15 protein-coding genes are annotated in these 21,053 nt (G+C 58.9%); 10 read left to right on the forward strand and 5 right to left on the reverse strand.

Translation table 11 applies throughout. From position 1 onward, the window contains the following. Positions 1-26: 26 nt before the first annotated feature. Complete coding sequence (locus ACVBEG_RS22670) at positions 27-1,967, forward strand: HAMP domain-containing methyl-accepting chemotaxis protein (protein ID WP_447108325.1); 1,941 nt, start codon at positions 27-29, stop codon at positions 1,965-1,967. A gap of 102 nt (positions 1,968-2,069) precedes the next feature. Here ACVBEG_RS22670 and mdoH read toward each other — a convergent pair whose 3' ends face one another. From mdoH to pip, 4 genes are all read right to left on the reverse strand, one after another. Continuing rightward, positions 2,070-4,646 (reverse strand): glucans biosynthesis glucosyltransferase MdoH, encoded by a 2,577-nt coding sequence (gene mdoH, locus ACVBEG_RS22675; protein WP_322277894.1) that lies wholly within the window; start codon positions 4,644-4,646, stop codon positions 2,070-2,072. Further along, positions 4,639-6,531, reverse strand: coding sequence for a glucan biosynthesis protein G (locus tag ACVBEG_RS22680; RefSeq protein WP_322177428.1), 1,893 nt, complete (start codon positions 6,529-6,531; stop codon positions 4,639-4,641). The genes mdoH and ACVBEG_RS22680 overlap by 8 nt, the downstream gene beginning before the upstream one ends. A 265-nt stretch (positions 6,532-6,796) precedes the next feature. Beyond that, positions 6,797-7,234, reverse strand: a complete 438-nt coding sequence (dtd, locus tag ACVBEG_RS22685; RefSeq protein ID WP_322277893.1) for a D-aminoacyl-tRNA deacylase — start codon at positions 7,232-7,234, stop codon at positions 6,797-6,799. Between the two features lie 10 nt (positions 7,235-7,244). Then, positions 7,245-8,216, reverse strand: coding sequence for a prolyl aminopeptidase (pip, locus tag ACVBEG_RS22690; RefSeq protein WP_322177426.1), 972 nt, complete (start codon positions 8,214-8,216; stop codon positions 7,245-7,247). 234 nt (positions 8,217-8,450) lie between these two features. On the opposite strand from pip, the gene ACVBEG_RS22695 reads away from it, so the two are divergent. From ACVBEG_RS22695 to ACVBEG_RS22725, 7 genes are all read left to right on the forward strand, one after another. Further along, positions 8,451-10,904: a glycogen/starch/alpha-glucan phosphorylase gene (locus tag ACVBEG_RS22695; protein ID WP_322177425.1), complete on the forward strand. Its 2,454-nt coding sequence runs from the start codon at positions 8,451-8,453 to the stop codon at positions 10,902-10,904. Between the two features lie 154 nt (positions 10,905-11,058). Next, on the forward strand, positions 11,059-13,854 hold the full coding sequence (locus ACVBEG_RS22700; RefSeq protein ID WP_323569278.1) for a DUF2339 domain-containing protein: 2,796 nt from the start codon (positions 11,059-11,061) through the stop codon (positions 13,852-13,854). An 80-nt stretch (positions 13,855-13,934) separates the two neighbouring features. Further along, a complete protein-coding gene (locus ACVBEG_RS22705) occupies positions 13,935-15,248 on the forward strand; it encodes a DUF3999 domain-containing protein (protein WP_322278487.1) in 1,314 nt (437 codons plus the stop codon). Positions 15,249-15,392: 144 nt separating this feature from the next. After that, positions 15,393-16,403 (forward strand): class 1 fructose-bisphosphatase, encoded by a 1,011-nt coding sequence (locus ACVBEG_RS22710; protein WP_322177423.1) that lies wholly within the window; start codon positions 15,393-15,395, stop codon positions 16,401-16,403. Between the two features lie 3 nt (positions 16,404-16,406). Next, complete coding sequence (locus ACVBEG_RS22715) at positions 16,407-17,009, forward strand: DUF924 family protein (protein WP_322177422.1); 603 nt, start codon at positions 16,407-16,409, stop codon at positions 17,007-17,009. 122 nt (positions 17,010-17,131) lie between these two features. Further along, positions 17,132-17,386: a hypothetical protein gene (locus ACVBEG_RS22720; RefSeq protein WP_322177421.1), complete on the forward strand. Its 255-nt coding sequence runs from the start codon at positions 17,132-17,134 to the stop codon at positions 17,384-17,386. Positions 17,387-17,404: 18 nt separating this feature from the next. Continuing rightward, positions 17,405-17,974 (forward strand): lipocalin family protein, encoded by a 570-nt coding sequence (locus ACVBEG_RS22725; RefSeq protein WP_322177420.1) that lies wholly within the window; start codon positions 17,405-17,407, stop codon positions 17,972-17,974. A gap of 105 nt (positions 17,975-18,079) precedes the next feature. On the opposite strand, the gene ACVBEG_RS22730 is transcribed toward ACVBEG_RS22725, so the two are convergent. Next, positions 18,080-19,444: a formimidoylglutamate deiminase gene (locus tag ACVBEG_RS22730; RefSeq protein ID WP_322177419.1), complete on the reverse strand. Its 1,365-nt coding sequence runs from the start codon at positions 19,442-19,444 to the stop codon at positions 18,080-18,082. A 202-nt stretch (positions 19,445-19,646) separates the two neighbouring features. On the opposite strand from ACVBEG_RS22730, the gene hutC reads away from it, so the two are divergent. Together hutC and ACVBEG_RS22740 are read left to right on the forward strand one after the other, a co-directional pair. After that, positions 19,647-20,357, forward strand: coding sequence for a histidine utilization repressor (gene hutC / locus ACVBEG_RS22735; protein ID WP_322182988.1), 711 nt, complete (start codon positions 19,647-19,649; stop codon positions 20,355-20,357). Next, positions 20,354-20,923: a HutD/Ves family protein gene (locus ACVBEG_RS22740; protein ID WP_322177418.1), complete on the forward strand. Its 570-nt coding sequence runs from the start codon at positions 20,354-20,356 to the stop codon at positions 20,921-20,923. Before hutC ends, ACVBEG_RS22740 begins: the two co-directional genes overlap by 4 nt. Positions 20,924-21,053: the final 130 nt, after the last annotated feature.

Here is a 21,053-nt window from a genome sequence, read left to right on the forward strand (position 1 = left end):
TTCGCATCCCTTGCAGGAGAACTCTCATGTTCCGAACCCTGACCCAGGCTCTGGGTAATACAAGCGTCAAGCTTAAACTCGCACTGGGCTTCGGCCTGGTCTTACTGCTGACTCTGGCGATCACCGTGACGGGCTGGCATGCGCTCGACACCATGATCGACCGCTCCGAAAAGCTGACGGGCATCGGCCAGTTGACCAACGCGAGCAAGGACCTGCGGATTGAGCGGATCACCTTTCGCGTTGAAAATACACCGGAGAGTGCCGCCACAGTGCTAAAGCGCCTTAACGAACTCCAAGTACAGCTCAATGCGTTACGCAGCACCATGGACGACCCGGTCAGCCTCGCGTTGCTATCGAACCAGAGTGAGACGGTACGCAGCTTTGAAAGGACCTTCACCGAACTTGGGCAGACATTGAAGGCACGCGGCAACATCCGCGAACTGCTTGAGCAACAATCCGTGCAGGCCATGAAAACGGTGGCACAAGTGGAAACCGAGGTACTGAAGGCCGTCAGCCAAGAGCAGGACAGCAACGAACGGCTGGGCGAATTTACCAACATCTCTCAGCTGCGGCAGCAGATCGAGGCTGCGCGCTATCAAGTGCAGGCTTATACCTTCAGCGGTCAGGAGCGATATGAACTTGCGGCGATTGCAGCCATCAATGAAGCACTCAAAGAGGTTAGCCAGATATCCGAGGATCAAGCCGACGCCAATGTCTCCGGGCTGCAACAAGCCAATCAGACTTTACATAACTATCGCGACAAACTAAGCCAATTCAAAGACATTCAGATCAAGGCCGAGGCCGCACAAGAGAGCATGGAAGCGCTGGGTAACACGTTGCTCGCCTCCAGCGCCGAGCTGAGTAACCGCCAGACCGCTCAGCGCGATAACGAGGCGGCGCGGGCGCGCACCACCTTGATCAGCGTTGCCTCTATGGCGCTGCTGTTCGGGCTCTTTGCTGCTTGGCTAATAACACGACAGATCATCGTCCCCCTGCAACAAACACTGACTGCGGCCGGACGCATTGCTCAAGGCGACTTGAGCAAAGACCTGGTCATCGAGCGCCGCGATGAAATGGGCCAACTGCAGGCCAGCATGCAGCAAATGACCCTGAGCCTGCGTGAGCTGATCGGCGGAATTGGCGACGGTGTTTCGCAAATCGCCAGCGCCGCAGAGCAGTTGTCTGCGGTGACGGCGCAGACCAGTGTCGGCGTGAACAGCCAAAAAGATGAAACCGATCAGGTCGCCACCGCCATGAACGAGATGACAGCAACTGTACGGGAGGTCGCCCGCAATGCCGAGGAAGCGTCGAACGCCGCAGTCCAGGCCGATCAGCAGGCCCGCGAGGGCGACAAAGTGGTAGCTGAAGCCATTACCCTGATTGAGAGTCTGGCCGTTGAGGTCGGCAACTCAACCGTGGCGATGAACCAACTCAAGCTGGAAAGCGATAAAATTGGCAGCGTGCTCGACGTGATCAAATCAGTGTCGCAGCAAACCAATCTGCTGGCCCTGAACGCCGCCATTGAAGCCGCACGCGCCGGTGAAGCGGGCCGTGGTTTCGCAGTGGTTGCGGACGAGGTGCGCAGCCTGGCGCAACGCACCCAGCAATCCACCGAAGAGATCGAAGAGCTGATCGCCGCCTTGCAGAACGGCACCCAGCAGGTGGTAACCACCTTGGACAACAGCCGCACCCTGTCGGACAGCAGCGTCGAATTGAGCCGTCGGGCCGGCGGCGCCCTGGAACACATCACGCTCACTGTCTCGACCATCCAGAGCATGAACCAGCAGATCGCGACCGCAGGGGAGGAACAAAGCGCCGTCGCCGAGGAAATCACCCGCAGCGTACTGAACGTGCGTGATATCGCCGAACAGACGGCAGCGGCCAGCGAGGAAACGGCAGCGTCAAGTGTCGAACTGGCGCGATTGGGGACTCATTTGCAGGGGCTGGTGGGGCGGTTTCGGGTGTAGGTGCAGCGTCGAAAACGGAGCGAAATCGTCTACACGCTGTTTATTCCATTCCAAAAAAACGCCCTTGAGGAGTGACCTCAAGGGCGCTTTTTTACCGCGCTATCAGGCGTTAGCCAGTTGGTGCGGGGCAACATGGGTGGCAGGTTGCAACGGCAGCAGAGGCGCATGCGGATCGGCTTCGATCGACTGACGCCACGCGGCGAGCCACTCAGGATGACCTTCGCTCCAGACCTGTTCATGCAGTCGCGCCAAGGCTACCGGGTCACTCAACAGCATCAGGCGTTCCTGGTTGCTGAGTTTATCCGGCCCGACTTTCATCGCCTGACGAACCCGCTCGATGCGCGTCCATTCAATCGGCTCGGACTGCGTGTGCCGCGACGTCGCCAAGGCGCATGCCAGTGCGTTCTGCTGTGGATCGACCACGGCCCGAATGAAGCCCTGTTTCAACGCATGCCAACGGTTTTCATGGGTGTAATGATCGGTCGCGACCAGCTCTTTTGGCGGCGCGTACTCTTCAGGGATCAGGAAGAGTTTCTCGTCCCGCGCCTTGAGGCCCAAACCGACCCGGCTGGAAATCACCGAAACCGGAATCGACAGCATCAACGAGCCGACAATCGGGGCCAGCCACCATAGGAAGCTTGGGTTCAGCGAGGCGACCAGCAGACCCCAGCACAAACCCAAAAGCGTTTGCGGACCGTGGCGCTTGACCGCTTCGCTCCATGGCGTGGAGTCATCGTCACGCTGCGGCGAGTTCCAGGTCGCGGCCCAACCGAGGAACGCGGCCAGTACGAAGCGCGTGTGGAACAGCATGCGGACCGGTGCCAACAGCACCGAAAACAGCATTTCCATCAGCATCGACAGGGTCACTTTGATCCGACCGCCAAAACCTACCGAACCCTTGGCCCAGATCAGAATAATGCTGAGCAGTTTGGGCAGGAACAGCAACACGATGGTGGTCGAGAACAGCGCGACAGCTTTGTCCGGGTGCCATTGTGGCCACAACGGATACAGCTGACGTGGCTCCATGAAGTACTGCGGCTCCATGAGCGTGTTAACCGCCAACAAGGCAGTCGACAGCACAAGGAAGAAAAACCATAACGGTGCCGACAGGTACGACATCACCCCGGTCAGGAACACCGCACGGTGTACCGGGTGCATACCTTTGACCAAGAACAGCCGGAAGTTCATCAAGTTACCGTGACACCAACGGCGGTCACGCTTGAGTTCATCCAACAGGTTAGGCGGCAACTCTTCGTAACTGCCGGGCAAATCATAAGCAATCCACACGCCCCAACCGGCACGGCGCATCAGCGCGGCTTCGACGAAGTCGTGAGACAGAATAGCCCCGGCGAAAGCCCCTTTACCGGGCAACGGCGCCAAGGCGCAGTGCTCGATGAACGGCTTCATGCGGATGATCGCGTTGTGCCCCCAGTAGTGGGATTCGCCCAACTGCCAGAAGTGCAAACCGGCGGTAAACAGCGGCCCGTACACACGGGTAGCGAACTGCTGCATGCGCGCATACAGCGTGTCCATGCCCGACGCGCGTGGCGCGGTCTGGATAATGCCGGCGTCCGGGGTGGCTTCCATCAAACGCACCAGACTGGTCAGGCATTCACCGCTCATGACGCTGTCGGCATCGAGCACGACCATGTAGCGGTATTCACCGCCCCAGCGACGGCAGAAGTCATCGAGGTTGCCGCTTTTGCGTTTTACCCGACGACGACGGCGACGATAGAAGATCTTGCCGAAGCCTTCGCTTTCACGGCAGACCTCAAGCCAGGCCTGCTGTTCGGCGACGGCGATATCGGAGTCGTTGGTATCACTGAGGACGAAAAAGTCAAAGCGGTCCAGGTCGCCCGTGGCGGCTACCGATTCAAAAGTAGCGCGCAGACCGGCGAACACACGAGGAACGTCTTCATTACAGATCGGCATCACGATGGCGGTACGAGCACCGGCTTCGATGGGTTCGTTACCTGCGCTGGCCCCGGAAATGCGGTATTTGTCATGCCCGGTGAGCAACTCGAGAAAGCCCATCAACGCCGTCCAGAAGCCGGCCGAGACCCAACAGAACAAAATCCCGAACAGCAATAGAATGCTGGTCTGCAAGGCATAGGGCAGCACTTGCACCGCAGTCTGGAACAATGTCTGGCGAGTGATTTCATCCAGTGACACGAAGGACCAGCCTTGGTAAGGCATGATCCCTTTCATGTACCAAGTGGCAACGACGGTTTGACCCAGCATCAGCACCAGCAAGATGTAACGGCGCAATGAGCCGACAAAACGCCAGCGTGCCGAAGGCAGCTCGCGCTGGGGCGGTGAGGGAAGATTCTTGCGACCCATCAGACGGCGCCAGCCACGCACCAGGATATTGGTGCGCCATGGCTCAGGGATGACTTTGGTACGACGAATCGGCGGCGTGGCTTTCAGGCAGACCCGACCACTGGCGTCGAGGACGAGCATTTCAGCTTCTTCCAGCTCGTCAGCGGTGGTCAATGTCAAACGACGGCCAACCGAAGCCTGAGCGGCCTCGGCGCTATCGGTGAATGGCTGCGTTGAAAGACGCTGGTGCAGCTCGGTGAACGAGGTGCAGCTGGCGAGTTCCGCCCGCTGCTCATCGCTCATCGGCAAATGTGCCAGGTACTCGGTCAGAGACTCTGGCACAGACTGGACATTACTCATCGGCAGGCAACTGATAGCTCCAGGTCTCGGTCAAGATTTGTACATTCTTGGCCGGTTCCGGATTAGTGGGGGCAGTCTCGGCTTCAGGCTGCGGGATCTGTTTGCCATCTTTGTCTTTCGCGACATCGGCCTTCGCTACTTCTGCTTTTGCAGCGTCTGCTTTTGTCGAGTCGGCCTTCGCTACGTCTGCTTTTGTGGAGTCGCCTTTCGCCTCGGCGGGCTTAGCCGTGTCAGCCTTGACTATGACGGTTTTCTCTTCTTTCGGAGCCACTTTGCTCTCGACCTTCTTCTCTACTTTCTTATCTGCTTTGTCAGCAACAATTGCCGCAGGTTCCTTACCAGGCTCGGCAGGAACTTCACGAAGCAGATAAGCGCGCATGTCGATCGACTTGCCCGAATCTTTGGCTTTCAGGCGCAACGTCAGACGCCAGCCTTTGGTCACCGGGTTGTAGCGCAGATTGTTTTCTACCAACTCAGTGTTGTCGTCAGTGGTCACTTGGCTGCGGATCGCCGGGTCTTCACCCAGTTTTGCGAGCACCGGGCCTTCGAAGTCGACCAGGAAAGCCACACTGCCGTCAGGCTGACGGATCAGATTGGACTGTTTGACGTCACCGGTAGAGCGCAGGGTCTGCTTGACCCAGCCCAGATCAGGGGAATGGATGGAGCTTTCGTCCATGGTCCAGTGCAGGCGATAGTTGAACTCCATCGGCTGGCCTGGCTCAGGAATGACTTCCGGCTTCCAGAACGCAACGATGTTGTCGTTGGTTTCGTCGGCAGTCGGGATTTCTACCAGATCAACGGTGCCTTTGCCCCAGTCGCCTTTCGGTTCGATCCAGGCACTTGGGCGTTTGTCATAACGATCATCCAGGTCTTCGTAGTGGCTGAAGTTACGGCCACGCTGAAGCAGACCGAAGCCACGCGGGTTTTCCACCGAGAAGCTGCTGACCGCGAGGTGTTTCGGGTTGTTCAACGGACGCCAGATCCACTCGCCATTGGCGGCCTGAATCGACAGACCGCTGGAGTCATGCAGTTCGCGGCGATAGTTCAGTACTTTGGACGGCTGATTGGCGCCAAACAGGTACATGCTGGTCAGTGGAGCGACGCCCAGTTTGCCAACTTTATCGCGCAGGAACATGCGCGACTTGACGTCGACGAGGGTGTTGGTGCCCGGACGCAAGGTCAGTTGATAGGCGCCTGTCGCACGTGGAGAGTCCAGCAGTGCAAAGATCACCAAATGGTTGTCGTCCGGTTGTGGACGCTCGATCCAGAACTCGGTGAAACGCGGGAACTCCTCACCCGATGGCATTGCGGTGTCGATAGCCATACCGCGCGCAGACAAGCCGTAGACCTGACCTTTGCCAATCACGCGGAAGTAGCTCGCGCCCAGCATCGTCATGATCTCGTCGTTCTTATCATCTTTATTGATCGGGTAAAGCACGCGAAAGCCTGCGTAACCGAGTTTTTCGGTGGCTTTCGGGTCGAACTTCATGTCGCCAAAATCGAACCGGCCAGGGTCGTACTTGAATTCCTGTACATCGGTCGCCGTGACTTCATTGATTTTGACCGGCGTGTCGAAGTGCATGCCCTGGTGATAAAAGGACAGCTTGAAGGGTGTCTTTTCCCCAGCCCACACGCCCTTTTCTTGAAGAAAACGGATTTTTTGATAATCCGCGAACTTCATGTCGCGAAATTCGTTCGGCAGATTGCTCTTCGGAGCTTCGTACTTCTGCCCGGCCATGTCTTTGGCCTTGGCCGCAACATCGTCCAGGCTGAACGCCCAAAGCTGGCCTGCGCTGAACAGACAGATCAGTGCAGAACCTGCCAACAGGGCACTACGTAACCGTTTACCGGGTTTCATTGGAGCAATACAGGGACTAACAATCACGAGCAACCCTCGCCGAAAAACAGATCATAAAACCAACGGCCAGCTATCAAGTGCCGGGTTGGCGAGCATTGTTCCGACTCCGAAAGGACCTAATGATTCCCTAAACGGCGACGGACCAGCCTCTGGCTATATCAATCGGGTCAACGAACGCTGATCCCCGTAGCGCGCGATTATCTAGCAGGCCGCGTTACAACGCATCAGGTCCGATGAAGTATTTATTGCTTTTTCACCTGATAAATCAGGGCGGCCCAGGGCAATCGCCTGTTTAGCTCTCAAGTAAAAATGTCACAGGGCCATCATTGACCAGATGAACCTGCATGTCCGCACCAAATTGGCCTGCTGCAACCTTATCGTGCACGCCTCTCGCCTGCTCTAACAAATAGCTGAATAACTCGGCGCCAAGCGCGGGCGGTGCGGCTTTTGAAAAGCTCGGCCGCAGGCCGCTTTTGGTGTCAGCAGCCAAGGTGAACTGCGACACTAACAGCAAACCGCCACCGACATCCCTGAGCGACAGGTTCATTTTGCCTTCGGCGTCGCTGAACACCCGATAGTTCAGCAGTTTGCTCAGCAACTTATCGGCGCTGGCGCGCGTATCTTGCGGCTCGACGCCGATCAATACCAACAAGCCCTGATCAATGGCACCTACGATCTCACCCGCCACTTCGACGTGCGCGCCACTCACGCGCTGGAGCAGACCTTTCATACCAGGCCTTTCACGCTTCTTCGGGCGGCAGATCGAGCAACCGACGGGCAATCTGGCTGGCTGCGCGCACCAACGCATCGGTAATGCCCGGCTCGGATGCCGCATGACCTGCATCGCGGATCACCTGCAGTTCACTGTTGGGCCAGGCTTGATGCAGCTCCCAGGCGTTGTCCAGTGGGCAGATCACATCGTAGCGGCCATGCACGATGATGCCCGGCAAATGAGCAATCCTGGGCATATCGCGAATCAACTGATTCTCTTCGAGGAACGCGTTGTTGGTGAAGTAATGGCATTCGATGCGGGCGATAGACAACGCGCGCTGCGGTTCCGAGAAGCGATCCACCACCATCGGATTCGGCCGTAGCGTTGCCGTGCGCCCTTCCCAGGTGGACCAGGCTTTGGCGGCGTGCATCTGGGCGATCTGATCGCTGCCCGTCAGGCGTTTGTGGAAGGCGCCCAGCAAGTCATGGCGCTCATCCAGCGGAATCGGCGCCAGGTAGTCCTGCCAATAATCGGGAAACAAGCGGCTGGCACCCGCCTGGTAGAACCAGTTGATTTCCTGTGGCCGGCACAAAAAGATGCCCCGCAGGATCAAGGCATGGACGCGTTCCGGATGGGTCTGAGCGTAAGCCAATGCCAGGGTCGAACCCCAGGAGCCGCCGAACAGCACCCATTTTTCGATCCCCAGGTGCAGACGAATACGTTCCAGGTCTTCGACCAAATGCCAAGTGGTATTGTTTTCCAGGCTGGCGTGGGGGGTGGAGCGCCCACAACCGCGCTGATCGAAGGTAATAATGCGGTACATATTCGGGTCAAAAAACCGACGGCTCTGGGCATCGCAACCCGCACCCGGCCCGCCGTGGATGAAAACCACTGGCAAACCTTCGGGCGAACCGCTTTCATCGACGTACAGCACATGAGGCTTTTCCACGGCCAGATCGTGCCGGGCGTAAGGTTTGATCTGCGGGTACAAAGTCTGCATAGGTGCTCCAAAGGGGCGGTCAGGGGCTTCTATTTATTTTGCCGTGGAGCATCATAAACCCGAATCGAAGAATGATCATGCCCCCAGAGAGAGAAGGGTTGCTCGCGATGGAACGATCAATGCAGGGTTTTCATCAATTGCAATTACCCGCGAACCAGAAAGACAGACCCGTGTCGAACCATCTAGAGTTAATCATCCAGCTTCCTATTCGTCTGCTCGTTAGAGGTCGTATTGATGTCAGAGGAACCGCTTGTTCGTGACGCCGAGGTGGCCGCTTTCCGTGCCGCTGTACTCGAAAAACTCACTTATGCGGTGGGTAAAGATCCAGATCACGCGTTTGACCATGACTGGTTCGAAGCAATCGCCCTGGCCGCCCGCGACCATATGGTCGAGCATTGGATGGACCACACCCGACAGATTTACCGTAAAGGCCAGAAACGGGTTTATTACCTGTCTCTCGAGTTCCTGATCGGCCGACTGCTCTACGACAGCCTGAGCAACCTTGGCCTGCTGGACATCGCTCGTGAAGCCATGACTGAGCTGGGCGTGGACATCGAGCGCATTCGCTTGCTCGAACCGGATGCCGCGCTGGGCAACGGCGGTCTCGGTCGTCTGGCTGCCTGCTTCATGGAGAGCATGTCGACCCTCGGTGTCGCGTCCCATGGTTACGGTATTCGTTACGAGCATGGCTTGTTCCGTCAAGCCGTGGTCGATGGCTGGCAACAAGAGCAAACCGAGAACTGGCTGGACTTCGGTAACCCTTGGGAGTTCGAGCGTGCCGAGGTGATTTACCCGATCGGCTTCGGCGGCAGCGTCGAGACGCTGGTCAATGAAGCGGGCGAGCAACGCCAGGTCTGGCGTCCGGCGGAAGTTGTGCGCGCCGTTGCTTACGACACCCCGGTGGTCGGCTGGCGCGGATCGAGCGTCAATACTCTGCGCTTGTGGCGGGCACGGGCGGTCGAGGACCTGCACCTTGAACGCTTCAATGCCGGCGATCACTTTGGTGCGGTAGCCGAAGTCGTTCGCGCAGAAAGTATTTCCCGTGTGCTGTACCCCAACGACAGCACCGAAGCCGGTCAGGAACTACGCCTGCGCCAGGAATACTTCTTCGTTTCCGCGTCGCTGCAGGATTTGCTGCGACGCCACCTGAACATGCACGAATCCCTACACTCGCTGGCCGATCACGCCGCGATCCAGATGAACGACACGCACCCTTCGATCGCCGTTGCCGAGTTGATGCGTTTGTTGATCGATACCCACGGCATCCCATGGGATTCGGCCTGGAAGATCACCGTCGACACCCTGGCCTACACCAACCACACCTTGCTTCCCGAGGCGCTGGAGACTTGGTCGGTTGGCCTGATGGAGCGGATGCTGCCGCGGCACATGCAGATCATTTACCTGATCAACGCCCTGCACATCGACGAATTGCGGGCCAAAGGCATTCACGACTTTGAAGTGCTGCGCGCAGTCTCGCTGATCGAAGAGGACAACGGCCGCCGCGTGCGCATGGGTAACCTGGCGTTTCTGGGTTCGCACAGTGTGAATGGCGTGTCGGCGCTGCACACCCAATTGATGCGCAAGACCGTGTTCGCCGAATTGCACAAGCTATATCCCGAGCGGATCAACAACAAAACCAACGGCATCACCTTTAGGCGCTGGCTGCATCAGGCCAACCCGCCATTGACCCGCATGCTGGTCGAGGCCCTGGGTGCAGACGTTCTGGATAATGCTGAATCACGCCTGATCGAGTTAGAGCCGTTCGCCGAGAAGGAAGCGTTCCGCCAACAATTTGCCGCTCAGCGCCTGAAGAGCAAGCAAGCCCTGGCGACCCTCATTCATGAGCGGCTGGGAATCATGGTCGACCCAACGGCGATGTTCGACGTTCAGGTCAAACGCATCCACGAATACAAACGCCAACTGTTGAACCTGTTCCACACCATCGCGCTGTATCAGGCAATGCGGGCCGAACCGGAGATTAACTGGGTGCCGCGGGTGAAAATTTTTGCCGGCAAGGCAGCCGCCAGTTATCACACGGCCAAGTTGATCATCAAACTGACCAATGACATCGCTCGCACCGTAAACAACGACCCCACCGTGCGCGGCTTGCTCAAAGTGGTGTTCATACCCAACTACAACGTCAGCCTGGCAGAAAGTATTATCCCGGCCGCCGACCTCTCGGAGCAGATCTCCACCGCAGGCCTGGAGGCCTCGGGCACCAGCAACATGAAATTCGGCCTCAATGGCGCACTGACCATCGGCACCCTTGATGGTGCCAACGTGGAAATGAGCGAGCGAATCGGACTTGAGCACATGTTCATCTTCGGCCTGACGTCGCAGCAGGTCGAAGCACGAAAACGCGCCGGCGATTACAGTGCCACTGGCGATATCGCGAGTTCACCGCGGCTCAATGATGTGCTGGAAGCGATCCGGGGCGGGGTATTCTCACCGGATGATCCAAACCGCTATGTCGGCCTGATCGATCAATTGATCGCTTACGACCGCTTTTTGGTGTGCGCCGACTTCGAGTCCTATTGGGAGGCTCAAGGCAAGGTCCAGACACTGTGGCACGACCCTAAACAGTGGTGGCGCTCAGCGGTGCTCAATACTTCACGGATGGGCTGGTTCTCGTCGGACCGAACCATTCGCGAATATTCGAACGACATCTGGAAAGCGTTGGAGGAATAAATCTGTGGGTGAACTCACTCGCGAATGGCCTGACACGGATTACCCGGCGTGCCGTCTTCGCGAGTGAATTCATCGCCGACCTCCGCTACAAATCATGTCCCCGACGGCCTGGACCGATATACTCCAGGCAAGCCGCATAAAGGGATGTCAACGCGTGCAATGGATTCTCCTGCTGGTCGGTCTCGTGCTGGGTGGTTACCTGGACGAGTCTTTCGTGGGTGCTGCAATCGGCGCACTCGCCGGGCTTGGTCTTGGACAGGCCATTTGTATGACCCTGCTTGGCCGTCAGCTCGAGGCGGTTCAGCAACGCCTTACCCTCCTCGAATCTGCTCCTGGCAACGCTGAAATCCCGGCGCCTGCGGCTCAGCCACTTGTCAGTGTGCCCCCCGCCCTTGAAGCAGCCACCGAATTGACTTGGGATCTGCCCGTCGACGACGAATGGACCCAGCCAACAGCAACGCCGAACCCGGTTTCTACGCCGGCAACCCCAAACATGATCGAGCGCGCATTGGCCGGCGTACGTAACTGGCTGCTGGGCGGTAATACCGTGCTGCGGGTCGGGGTGCTGCTGCTGTTCCTCGGGCTGGCCTTTTTGCTGCGCTACGCCACTGAAGGTGTGGTCATTCCACTGGAAGCCCGCTACGCCGCCGTTGCCGCCTGCGCCTTGGCATTGCTGGCGCTGGGCTGGTGGCTACGACAACGCAACCGCAATTACGCATTGATCCTGCAGGGCGCGGGGGTCGGCGTGCTGTACCTGACGGTATTTGCCGCCATGCGTTTGAATGCGTTGCTCGACCCGAACATGGCGTTCGGCCTGCTGGTGGTGGTGACGGTGTTCTCGGCGATCCTCGCGGTAAAACAGGACGCACTGGGTCTGGCTGCGGCGGCGGCACTCGGAGGATTCGCCGCACCGCTGCTGACGTCTACCGGCGCTGGCAGCCATGTAGCCCTGTTCAGTTACTTCGCACTGCTCAATGCCGGGATTTTTGCCATCGCCTGGTTCAAGGCCTGGCGCCTACTGAACCTGATCGGTTTTGTCGGCACCTTCGGCATCGGTTTCGTCTGGGGCCTGCAGGCATACACGCCCGCACTGTTCTGGAGCACCGAGCCGTTTCTGATCGTGTTTTTCCTGATGTATCTGGCGATTGGTCTGCTGTTCGCTCGACGCAAACTGCAAGAGCTGAGCACCGCGCCCGAAGACAATAGCCGCGAAGCGATATTGCGCTGGTCAGCTCGCCAGGGTGACTACGTCGACGGCAGCATCTTGTTCGGCCCACCGATTGTCGGTTTCGGCCTGCAGTTCGCGCTGGTCCAACACATGGAGTTCGCTCCCGCCTACAGCGCGCTGGTAATGGGAATGCTCTATATAGGCCTGGCGCGCCTGCTGTCCGGCCGGGCGCCGGGACGCGCCTTACTGTTAGTGGAGACCTGCCTGGCACTGGGTGTGGTATTCGCGTCATTGGCGATACCCCTCGGGCTGGATGCACGCTGGACCTCGGCCGCGTGGGCCCTGGAAGGCGCGGCCGTTTTCTGGCTGGGCTTGCGTCAGCAACGAGTGCTGGCACGCGCTTTCGGCCTGCTGTTGCAGCTGGGAGCAGGCCTCGCGCTGTTCGGCGACCTACAGGGCGACCTGTATCGAACCGACACCACTTTACTGGCCCATCGCGATGCCTGGACGCCGATGGTCCTCGCGCTGGCCGCGATGCTCAGCGCGTGGCTCCAGCAACGCCTGAGCCCAGTCAATGCAATCCCCATGAAAACCATGAATCTGCAGCGTCTGAGCGCATTGCTGCTGGCGTGGGGAGTGGGTTGGTGGGCTGTGGCACTGGTCAACGGCGCACAACGATTCGCACCGACCGAATTGCAAATACCCACGTTGCTATGCCTCGCGGCTGTCAGCGTCGCGCTATGGACGGTCCTCGCCCTGCGACTGCACTGGTCGGCACTGGCAGTGCTTTGTACTCTGCTGACCCCGGCCTGCACCTTGCTATTGCTGCTCGCGCTGAACGCCAGCTATCACCCGGCAGCCTACTGGGGTTGGCTGGCGTGGGGCGCGGTGTTCGTCGTACATCTGCTGTCGCTGCGGCACCTGGCGGGCACACTGCCGAGCTGGGTGGTCAGCGCGGCACATGTCTTGGGTTGCTGGCTGATCATCGGCGTGTTGGCGCTGGAGTTGCGCTTCGGCTTGATGACATTGTCCGAACACTACAACGCATGGCGCTGGCTGGGCTGGGCGTTGCTGCCGAGCACCTATTTGCTATTGATGGCTGCGCCCCGCGCACTGCCGTGGCCCATCGAGGCCTATCCCCGTGAATACCGGGTCTGGGCCGCTGCCCCCTTGGCGCTGCTGATGTTGATCTGGTTCTGGCTGGCGAACATCGTCAGCGACGGTGCCGCCGCACCGCTGGCCTATCTGCCACTGCTCAATCCGCTGGAATTGGGCCTGTTGCTCGCATTGGCCGGGGTATTCGTCTGGGCGCGCAGCCGATTGCCTCAACTCGGTATCGCCCATGATCGCGCGCAGCGAGTGGCACAGGTGGTAGCAGGGGCTAGCTTATTCGCCCTGTTCACTGGGATGGTCATGCGCACGGCCCATCATTGGAGTGGCGTGCCCTATCAGTTGGATGAATTGCTGGATTCGATGAGGGTGCAAGCCGGTCTGTCGATTGTCTGGACCTTGATGGCCTTAGCACTGATGGTTGGCGGACACCTGCGCGGCCGACGTGATATCTGGATCGTTGGCGCCACACTGATCGGTGTGGTGGTCGCCAAGCTGTTCTTCGTCGAACTGAGCAACCGCGGTGGACTGGCGCGTATCGTGTCGTTCATCGGGGTTGGCGTGTTGCTATTGGTAGTGGGATATTTCTCTCCCTTGCCGCCCGGACCTTCGTCGCCGATGCCTTTGCCCTCTAAAAAATCTACGCCCGATCCGACTAGGACCATCGTATGAGGAACTCATTCTTGAGCTGTCAGTCAACCTTCATCCGCGCCGTATTTGGCGCGGCGTTATGTGCGGCCCTCTTCGCAACGATGTCCGCCCATGCGCAGGAAAAACCGGCTGATTTCGCTAGTCAGGTACCGTTGACCTTGAGCGGTAATGGCCCGTGGTATCGCCTTGAACTACCGCTGGCGGTACAACTGGGTGCGCGTCAGGCCGGTCTGGGTGACGTTCGCGTTTTCAACGCTGAGGGCCAGGCACTGGCGTACTCACTGACCCATAGCGACGTTCAGCGCCGGGAAAACCAGACGCCGATCCCGGTTAAGTGGTTTGCCCTCTATGACGCCGCCGATGCCAGTGATGCAGTGCCTACGATTCGGGTCGAGCGCACCGCCAGCGGCACGCTGGTTGAAGTGCAACCACAAGGCGAAATCGAAGCCGGCGAAGAAGTACTGCGCGGTTGGCTGCTCGACACCAGCGAGATCAAGGCCCCGCTGGAGCAGTTGATTCTTGACTGGAACACCGAACGGGAAGGTTTTCAGCGCTTCAGTATCGAGGCCAGTAACGATCTGCAGCACTGGCAATCCTGGGGCGAGGGCCAGGTTGCACGACTGTCGTTTGCCGATGAAGTGATCGAGCAACGCGAAGTCACTCTACCCGGCCAACCGGCGCGCTACCTGCGTTTGCTGTGGAACACCCCGAACTCCGCACCGACACTGACCTCCGCGCAATTGATCAGCGCCAGCCCCGACCACCTGCCGCAGCCTTTGGTCTGGTCACAACCGCTGGCGGGCAGCACCGTCAAACCGGGCGAATACAGCTGGCAATTGCCCATTGATCTAGCCGTGGAGCGCGTAAAGGTCGACATCAGCCAGGCCAACAGTCTGGCACCGGCCACCCTGTCGGCGCGCCTCGACAGCAACGCCCCGTGGCAAATCGTGGGCGGCGGCTTGTTGTATCGACTGACACAGAATGGTCAGGACGTGCTGCAGGATGAGTTACAGCTGGCTGGCCGTACCGTGCAGCAATTCAAGCTCGATGTGGATGAGCGTGGCGGCGGTCTGGGCACTGCGGCCCCACAACTGCGTTTCGCAGTCCGCGCCACGCAACTGGTGTTCCTGGCCAAAGGTGCAGGGCCGTATACTCTCGCCATTGGTAACACGGCGGCGCGGGCGGCAGACTTGCCGCTGTCCACGCTGATCCCCGATTATCAACCGCAGGTGCTCGCATCACTGGGCATTGCGCAACCGGCGGCCTCACCCGTGGTCATCGCACGCACGCCAACACCGGCCGTGAAAGGCACGGACTGGAAGCGCACCGGTTTATGGGCAGTGTTGTTGCTGGGCGTCGTTTTCCTTGGCTGGATGGCAGTGAGCCTGTTGCGCACGCCCTCGGCAAAATCTTGAGCAGGGTCACCTGCTTGTTGCCGTTTTGAGGCTACTCTCAACCGACATGTGAACTCTATGGGCCAGAACCCGGTCTGACTGGAGTATTACGTGTCCACTCGCGCTAAACTGTGCGGGTTTTTATCCCCCACTTCGGAGCTCTCCATGTCCCGCGTTACCCTAAGTCGCTATTTGATTGAGCAGACCCGCAGCAACAACACTCCTGCCGATCTGCGCTTCCTTATCGAAGTGGTAGCACGCGCATGCAAGGAAATCAGCCACGCCGTCTCCAAAGGCGCGCTGGGCGGTGTGCTCGGCAGCATGAACACTGAAAACGTACAGGGCGAAGTGCAGAAAAAGCTCGACGTGATCTCCAACGACATTCTGCTCGAAGCCAACGAATGGGGCGGTCACCTGGCCGGCATGGCGTCCGAAGAAATGGACAATGCCTACCAGATTCCCGGCAAGTACCCAAAAGGCGCGTACCTGCTGGTATTCGACCCATTGGACGGTTCCTCGAACATTGACGTCAACGTGTCGGTCGGCACCATCTTCTCGGTGCTGCGTTGCCCGAGCGGTCACCTGAGCCAGAACGACAACCTGAGCGAGAAAGCTTTCCTGCAACCGGGCACCCAGCAAGTTGCTGCCGGTTACGCGATCTACGGCCCGCAAACCATGTTGGTCCTGACCCTGGGCGACGGCGTCAAAGGCTTCACCCTCGATCGCGAGCTGGGCAGCTTCGTGCTGACCCACGAAGACATGCGGATCCCTGAGACCACCCAGGAATTTGCCATCAACATGTCCAACGCGCGTCACTGGGAAGCTCCGGTCAAACGCTACGTCGACGAACTGCTGGCTGGCGAAGACGGCCCGCTGAAAAAGAACTACAACATGCGCTGGATCGCAGCCATGGTTGCCGACGTGCATCGCATCCTGACCCGTGGCGGCATGTTCATGTACCCACGTGACAGCCGTGACCCGTCCAAGCCAGGCAAGCTGCGCCTGATGTACGAAGCCAACCCGATGTCGTTCATCGTAGAACAGGCGGGCGGCATGTCCACCGACGGCCATCAGCGCATCCTCGACATCCAGCCTGAAGGCCTGCACCAGCGTGTCGCGGTCTTCCTGGGTTCCAAGGAAGAAGTCGAGCGCGCCACGTCTTATCACAACGTCTAAGCCATGTACGCGCCCTGGCATCCGCTGCTTGAATGGTGGTTCGGTTCAGCCGAATCACCAACCAACGTGGTAAAGGCCAAGGGCCCGCTTTGGTTCGGCAAGAAGAAAAGCCAGGACAGCGATGCGCGCGAACGTTTCGCTGTACAGGTCGAACACGCATTGGCGGGAGGGCTGTCCGAATGGGCCGAATCCCCTCAAGGCTGGCTTGCACTGGTACTGCTCCTCGATCAACTCCCGCGCATGATTTATCGCGATACGCCCAAGGCGTTTGCAGGCGATCAACGCGCCCAGGCATTGGTCGAACACGGCCTGAAACTGGGCCGCGACCAGCATTTGCTGCCGATCCAGCGATCATTCATCTACCTGGTGCTGGAACACAGTGAAGACCTGGAGATGCAGGATCAAGCCGTTGCCCACTTTACCGAACTGTTCCACCAGCAATCGGCCACGGATCATGACGTCTTCGCCGACCAACTTGATTACGCCAAAAAGCATCAAAGGGTCATTGCCCGTTTCTCGCGTTTCCCCCACCGCAATCAAATCCTTGGACGTACATCAACAGCTGAAGAACGGGTGTTTTTGAAAGAGCCTGGGTCGCGATTTTAAGCGAGATATAAATCCCTGCCGCCCACGGGAACCAGATCGCGTATTTCTCTTCTAACCTATTGGCAATTCGCCAGCGTCCTACACGCTGTAGCGCCGCCCCCTACTGTTCAGGAGCTTCACTCATGTCTCTGCGTACCCTCGCGTTGTTGTCGTTTTGTGTGCTGTTGGCTGCGTGCAGTAAAGTCACTCAGGAAAATTATTCGAAAATCTCCTCAGGGATGCCCAAGGCCGAAGTCGAAAAGCTGCTGGGCAGCCCGACTGATTGCTCCGGCGCGCTGGGCATGTCTAGCTGCACATGGGGCGATCAGAAGACCTTTATCAGCGTGCAATACGCAGGCGACAAGGTGCTGATGTTTTCCGGCCAGGGCCTGAAGTAAGCCTGAAAGGAGAGCCTTATGCGTTTATGGATAGGGATGCTGGCGGGTCTATTGCTGGCAGGGTGCGCCAACTCCTCGATCGAGCTGATCGAACCCAAGACGGTCGATCATGTTGACCTCAAGCGTTACCAGGGGACCTGGTATGAGTTGGCGCGGATGCCGATGTTTTTCCAACGCAATTGTGCGCAATCCGAAGCCCATTACATCCTTGAAGACGATGGCAACGTGGGCGTGACCAACCGCTGTCGGACACTTGAGGGTAAGTGGGAAGAAGTGCACGGCACAGCGTCGCCGCAAGTCCCTGATAAAACCGACAAGCTCTGGGTGGAGTTCGATACCTGGTTTTCCCGGTTGCTACCGGGCGTCGCCAAGGGTGGTTACTGGGTGCTGTATGTCAGCGATGACTACAAAACTGCGGTGGTAGGTAACCCGAACCGCAAATACCTGTGGCTACTGTCGCGCAACACGCGGGTGTCCGATGCAACGCGCGAGGAGCTGCTGGCCAAAGCACGTCAGCAGGGTTACGACACCAGTAAGCTGATCTGGCGCGTTGATGATTCGAAAATCGCCAAACCTGTCGGAAAATAGACCGTATGAACCGCTTCGCGGATAAATCAGCTCCCGCAGAAAACTGAGCCGGGGGAGCAGATTTATTCGCGAAGGCGACATGTCAGGCGCATAAGATCCGCCTGACTACCCCAGCAATTCCCGCAATACCTGGGCAAACGCCCTGCTGCTTTCTTCCTCGCCCGCATGACGCCCAGCTCGCACTACCCAGCGACCATTGACCATCACATCGCGGATCTGCCGATCGCCCCCAGCGAACAGCCAACGATTGAGAATCGCGTCGCCACTGGCCGTCGCCAGATAGGGATCGTTGCCATCCAACACCAGCCAGTCCGCGCGCTGCCCCACCTGGAGCGAGCCAATCGCCTGCCCCAAGGCCTGCGCCCCGCCACCAAGCGCCGCATCGTACAAGGTTCGCCCAACCATTGGCTGATCGCTGCGATGCAACCGATTACGTCGCTGATCACGCAGACGCTGGCCATATTCCAGCCAACGCAATTCTTCGACCACGCTCAGTGACACATGGCTGTCCGAACCGATCCCCCAGCGTCCACCCTGCGCGATGAAGTCCACCGCAGGGAAGATTCCGTCGCCAAGATTTGCTTCGGTGGTCAGGCACAAACCGGCCACTGCGCGACTTTCAGCCATCAGTGCAACTTCATCGGGGTCGGCATGGGTGGCATGTACCAGGCACCAACGTGAGTCCACAGCGACATTTTCGTACAGCCATTGCAGCGGACGAAGCCCGCTCCAGCTCAGGCAGTCTTCGACTTCTTTCTGCTGCTCGGCGATATGAATGTGCGCTGGACACTGCTTGTCGCTGGCGGCCAACACGTCACGGATCTGTTGCGGAGTGACGGCGCGCAACGAGTGGAAACACAGACCCAATGCCTGCGCGGGCTGCCGAGCCAGAATCGGGCCCAAGCGCGCCTGTAGATCCAGATAACTGTCGGTGCTGTGGATAAAGCGACGCTGCCCCTCGTCAGGCGCCTGGCCACCGAAACCGGAATGGCTGTACAGCACCGGCAGCAGGGTCAGGCCAATGCCCGCGAAGCTGGCAGCCTGGCTGATTTGCAGGGCCAACTCAGCGGGGTCGGCGTAGGGTTTGCCGGACGTGTCCTGGTGCACGTAATGGAATTCAGCGACCGAGGTAAAACCGCCCTTGAGCATTTCAATGTACAGCTGGCGAGCAATGACGCCGAGCTGTTCCGGGCTGATCTTCCCGACCAGACGGTACATCAGGTCGCGCCAGGTCCAGAAACTGTCGTTCGGGTTACCTGCCACTTCGGCCAAACCGGCCATGGCGCGCTGAAAGGCATGCGAATGCAGATTAGGCATACCCGGCAACAACGGCCCCTTGATAAACTCGGCACCCTGCGCATCGGTATCGACCTGGACACCGGTGAGCAGGCCATCGGCGCTGACGTCGAAACGAACATTGTTGGCCCAACCACTGGGCAATAATGCGCGCTCGGCAAAGAAGGCGGACATGGCTCTACACTCCATCGTGTTTATTTGTATATACATATACAGACGTTTGCCTGCTCGGTAAACTCCAGCAAGCTTGTCGTCGGTCGGATCAATGGTTAGCTTGAGCGCATCTGCGCCATGGACCCACTTCCCGAATCATCACCCATCGAACAAGGATTTCACTGTGCCGACTCCGCCTGCCGTCTCTTCGCTGGCTGCCCAAATGGGCGACAGTCCGGCGCCTCTGTACGCCCGCGTCAAGCATATGATCGCCCAGCAGATCCAGAACGGAACCTGGGCGCCACATCATCGCGTGCCGTCAGAAAGCGAACTGGTGACCCAGCTGGGCTTCAGCCGCATGACCATCAACCGGGCCTTGCGCGAACTGACCGCCGAAGGGTTATTGGTGCGCATGCAGGGCGTGGGCACTTTCGTCGCCGAGCCCAAGAGCCAGTCGGCGCTGTTCGAAGTGCACAACATTGCCGATGAGATCGCCTCGCGAGGCCATCGTCACACCTGCAAGGTCATCATCCTCAATGAAGAGGCCGCAGGCTCCGAGCGCGCCCTGGCACTGGACATGCGTGAAGGTCAGCGGGTGTTTCATTCGCTGATCGTGCACTTCGAAAACGATATTCCCGTGCAAATCGAAGACCGCTTCGTCAACGCTCTGGTCGCGCCCGACTACCTCAAGCAGGACTTCACCCTGCAAACGCCCTACGCCTACCTGTCGCAAGTCGCACCGCTGACCGAGGGCGAGCACGTGGTCGAAGCGATTCTGGCCGAACCGCTGGAATGCAAACTGCTGCAAATAGAACCTGGCGAGCCCTGCCTGCTGATTCGCCGCCGGACCTGGTCCGGGCGCCAGCCAGTGACAGCCGCGCGCCTTATCCACCCAGGCTCCAGGCATCGACTGGAAGGACGTTTCAGCAAATGAGTCAGCTCACTGTTTTGCGCGCAGCCAGCTACCCGCGCATGCCGTGGAAAAATGGCGGGGGCAGTACGGAGGAAATCACTCGCGATGCGGGTGTTGGCCTCGACGGCTTCGGCTGGCGCCTGTCGATTGCCGACATCGCCGAGTCGGGCGGTTTCTCCACCTTCGCCGGCTATCAGCGAATCATTACCGTGCTCCAAGGCGCGGGCATGACTCTGCACGTGGACGGTCAAACGACTCGGCCCCTGCTGCCATTGGACCCCTTCGCTTTCAGCGGCGAAAGCCAGGTGGCCTGCACGCTGCTCGGTGGCGCCATTCGTGATTTCAACCTGATCTATGCGCCGGATCGTTACACCGCTCGCTTGCAATGGATCGACAGCAAGCAGCGGTTTTTTACCTCGGCAGGCACCGTGCTGGTCTTCAGCGTGGCTGAGGGCTTGAGGGTCAGCGTAGGGACCACCACCGAAACGCTCGGCAAACATGACTGCCTGCAACTGAACGGTAACCGTGAACTGCTGGAAATCTCCGTCAGCGGTTCGTGCTGTTTGATTGAACTGACTGCGATCTGATTCGAAACGGCGTTGCCTTCTTCACGAAAGGGCCGACGCGACTCATGTCGCCCTCCCCCTAGCAGCCGAATCGGCTGTAGCGCCGCCTTTTTCGGCCATCCCCGCTGGGCAACCCAGCCAGGTCAGCAAG

This window comes from Pseudomonas sp. GG8 (assembly GCF_052976945.1).

Excerpts from the sequence above, each read along its gene's own strand:
- ACVBEG_RS22670 (WP_447108325.1), top strand. The coding sequence starts at position 27 with ATGTTCCGAACCCTGACCCAGGCTCTGGGTAATACAAGCGTCAAGCTT.
- mdoH (WP_322277894.1), bottom strand. The coding sequence starts at position 4,646 with ATGAGTAATGTCCAGTCTGTGCCAGAGTCTCTGACCGAGTACCTGGCA.
- dtd (WP_322277893.1), bottom strand. The coding sequence starts at position 7,234 with ATGAAAGGTCTGCTCCAGCGCGTGAGTGGCGCGCACGTCGAAGTGGCG.
- pip (WP_322177426.1), bottom strand. The coding sequence starts at position 8,216 with ATGCAGACTTTGTACCCGCAGATCAAACCTTACGCCCGGCACGATCTG.
- ACVBEG_RS22695 (WP_322177425.1), top strand. The coding sequence starts at position 8,451 with ATGTCAGAGGAACCGCTTGTTCGTGACGCCGAGGTGGCCGCTTTCCGT.
- ACVBEG_RS22705 (WP_322278487.1), top strand. The coding sequence starts at position 13,935 with ATGTCCGCCCATGCGCAGGAAAAACCGGCTGATTTCGCTAGTCAGGTA.
- ACVBEG_RS22710 (WP_322177423.1), top strand. The coding sequence starts at position 15,393 with ATGTCCCGCGTTACCCTAAGTCGCTATTTGATTGAGCAGACCCGCAGC.
- ACVBEG_RS22715 (WP_322177422.1), top strand. The coding sequence starts at position 16,407 with ATGTACGCGCCCTGGCATCCGCTGCTTGAATGGTGGTTCGGTTCAGCC.
- ACVBEG_RS22720 (WP_322177421.1), top strand. The coding sequence starts at position 17,132 with ATGTCTCTGCGTACCCTCGCGTTGTTGTCGTTTTGTGTGCTGTTGGCT.
- ACVBEG_RS22725 (WP_322177420.1), top strand. The coding sequence starts at position 17,405 with ATGCGTTTATGGATAGGGATGCTGGCGGGTCTATTGCTGGCAGGGTGC.
- ACVBEG_RS22730 (WP_322177419.1), bottom strand. The coding sequence starts at position 19,444 with ATGTCCGCCTTCTTTGCCGAGCGCGCATTATTGCCCAGTGGTTGGGCC.
- hutC (WP_322182988.1), top strand. The coding sequence starts at position 19,647 with ATGGGCGACAGTCCGGCGCCTCTGTACGCCCGCGTCAAGCATATGATC.
- ACVBEG_RS22740 (WP_322177418.1), top strand. The coding sequence starts at position 20,354 with ATGAGTCAGCTCACTGTTTTGCGCGCAGCCAGCTACCCGCGCATGCCG.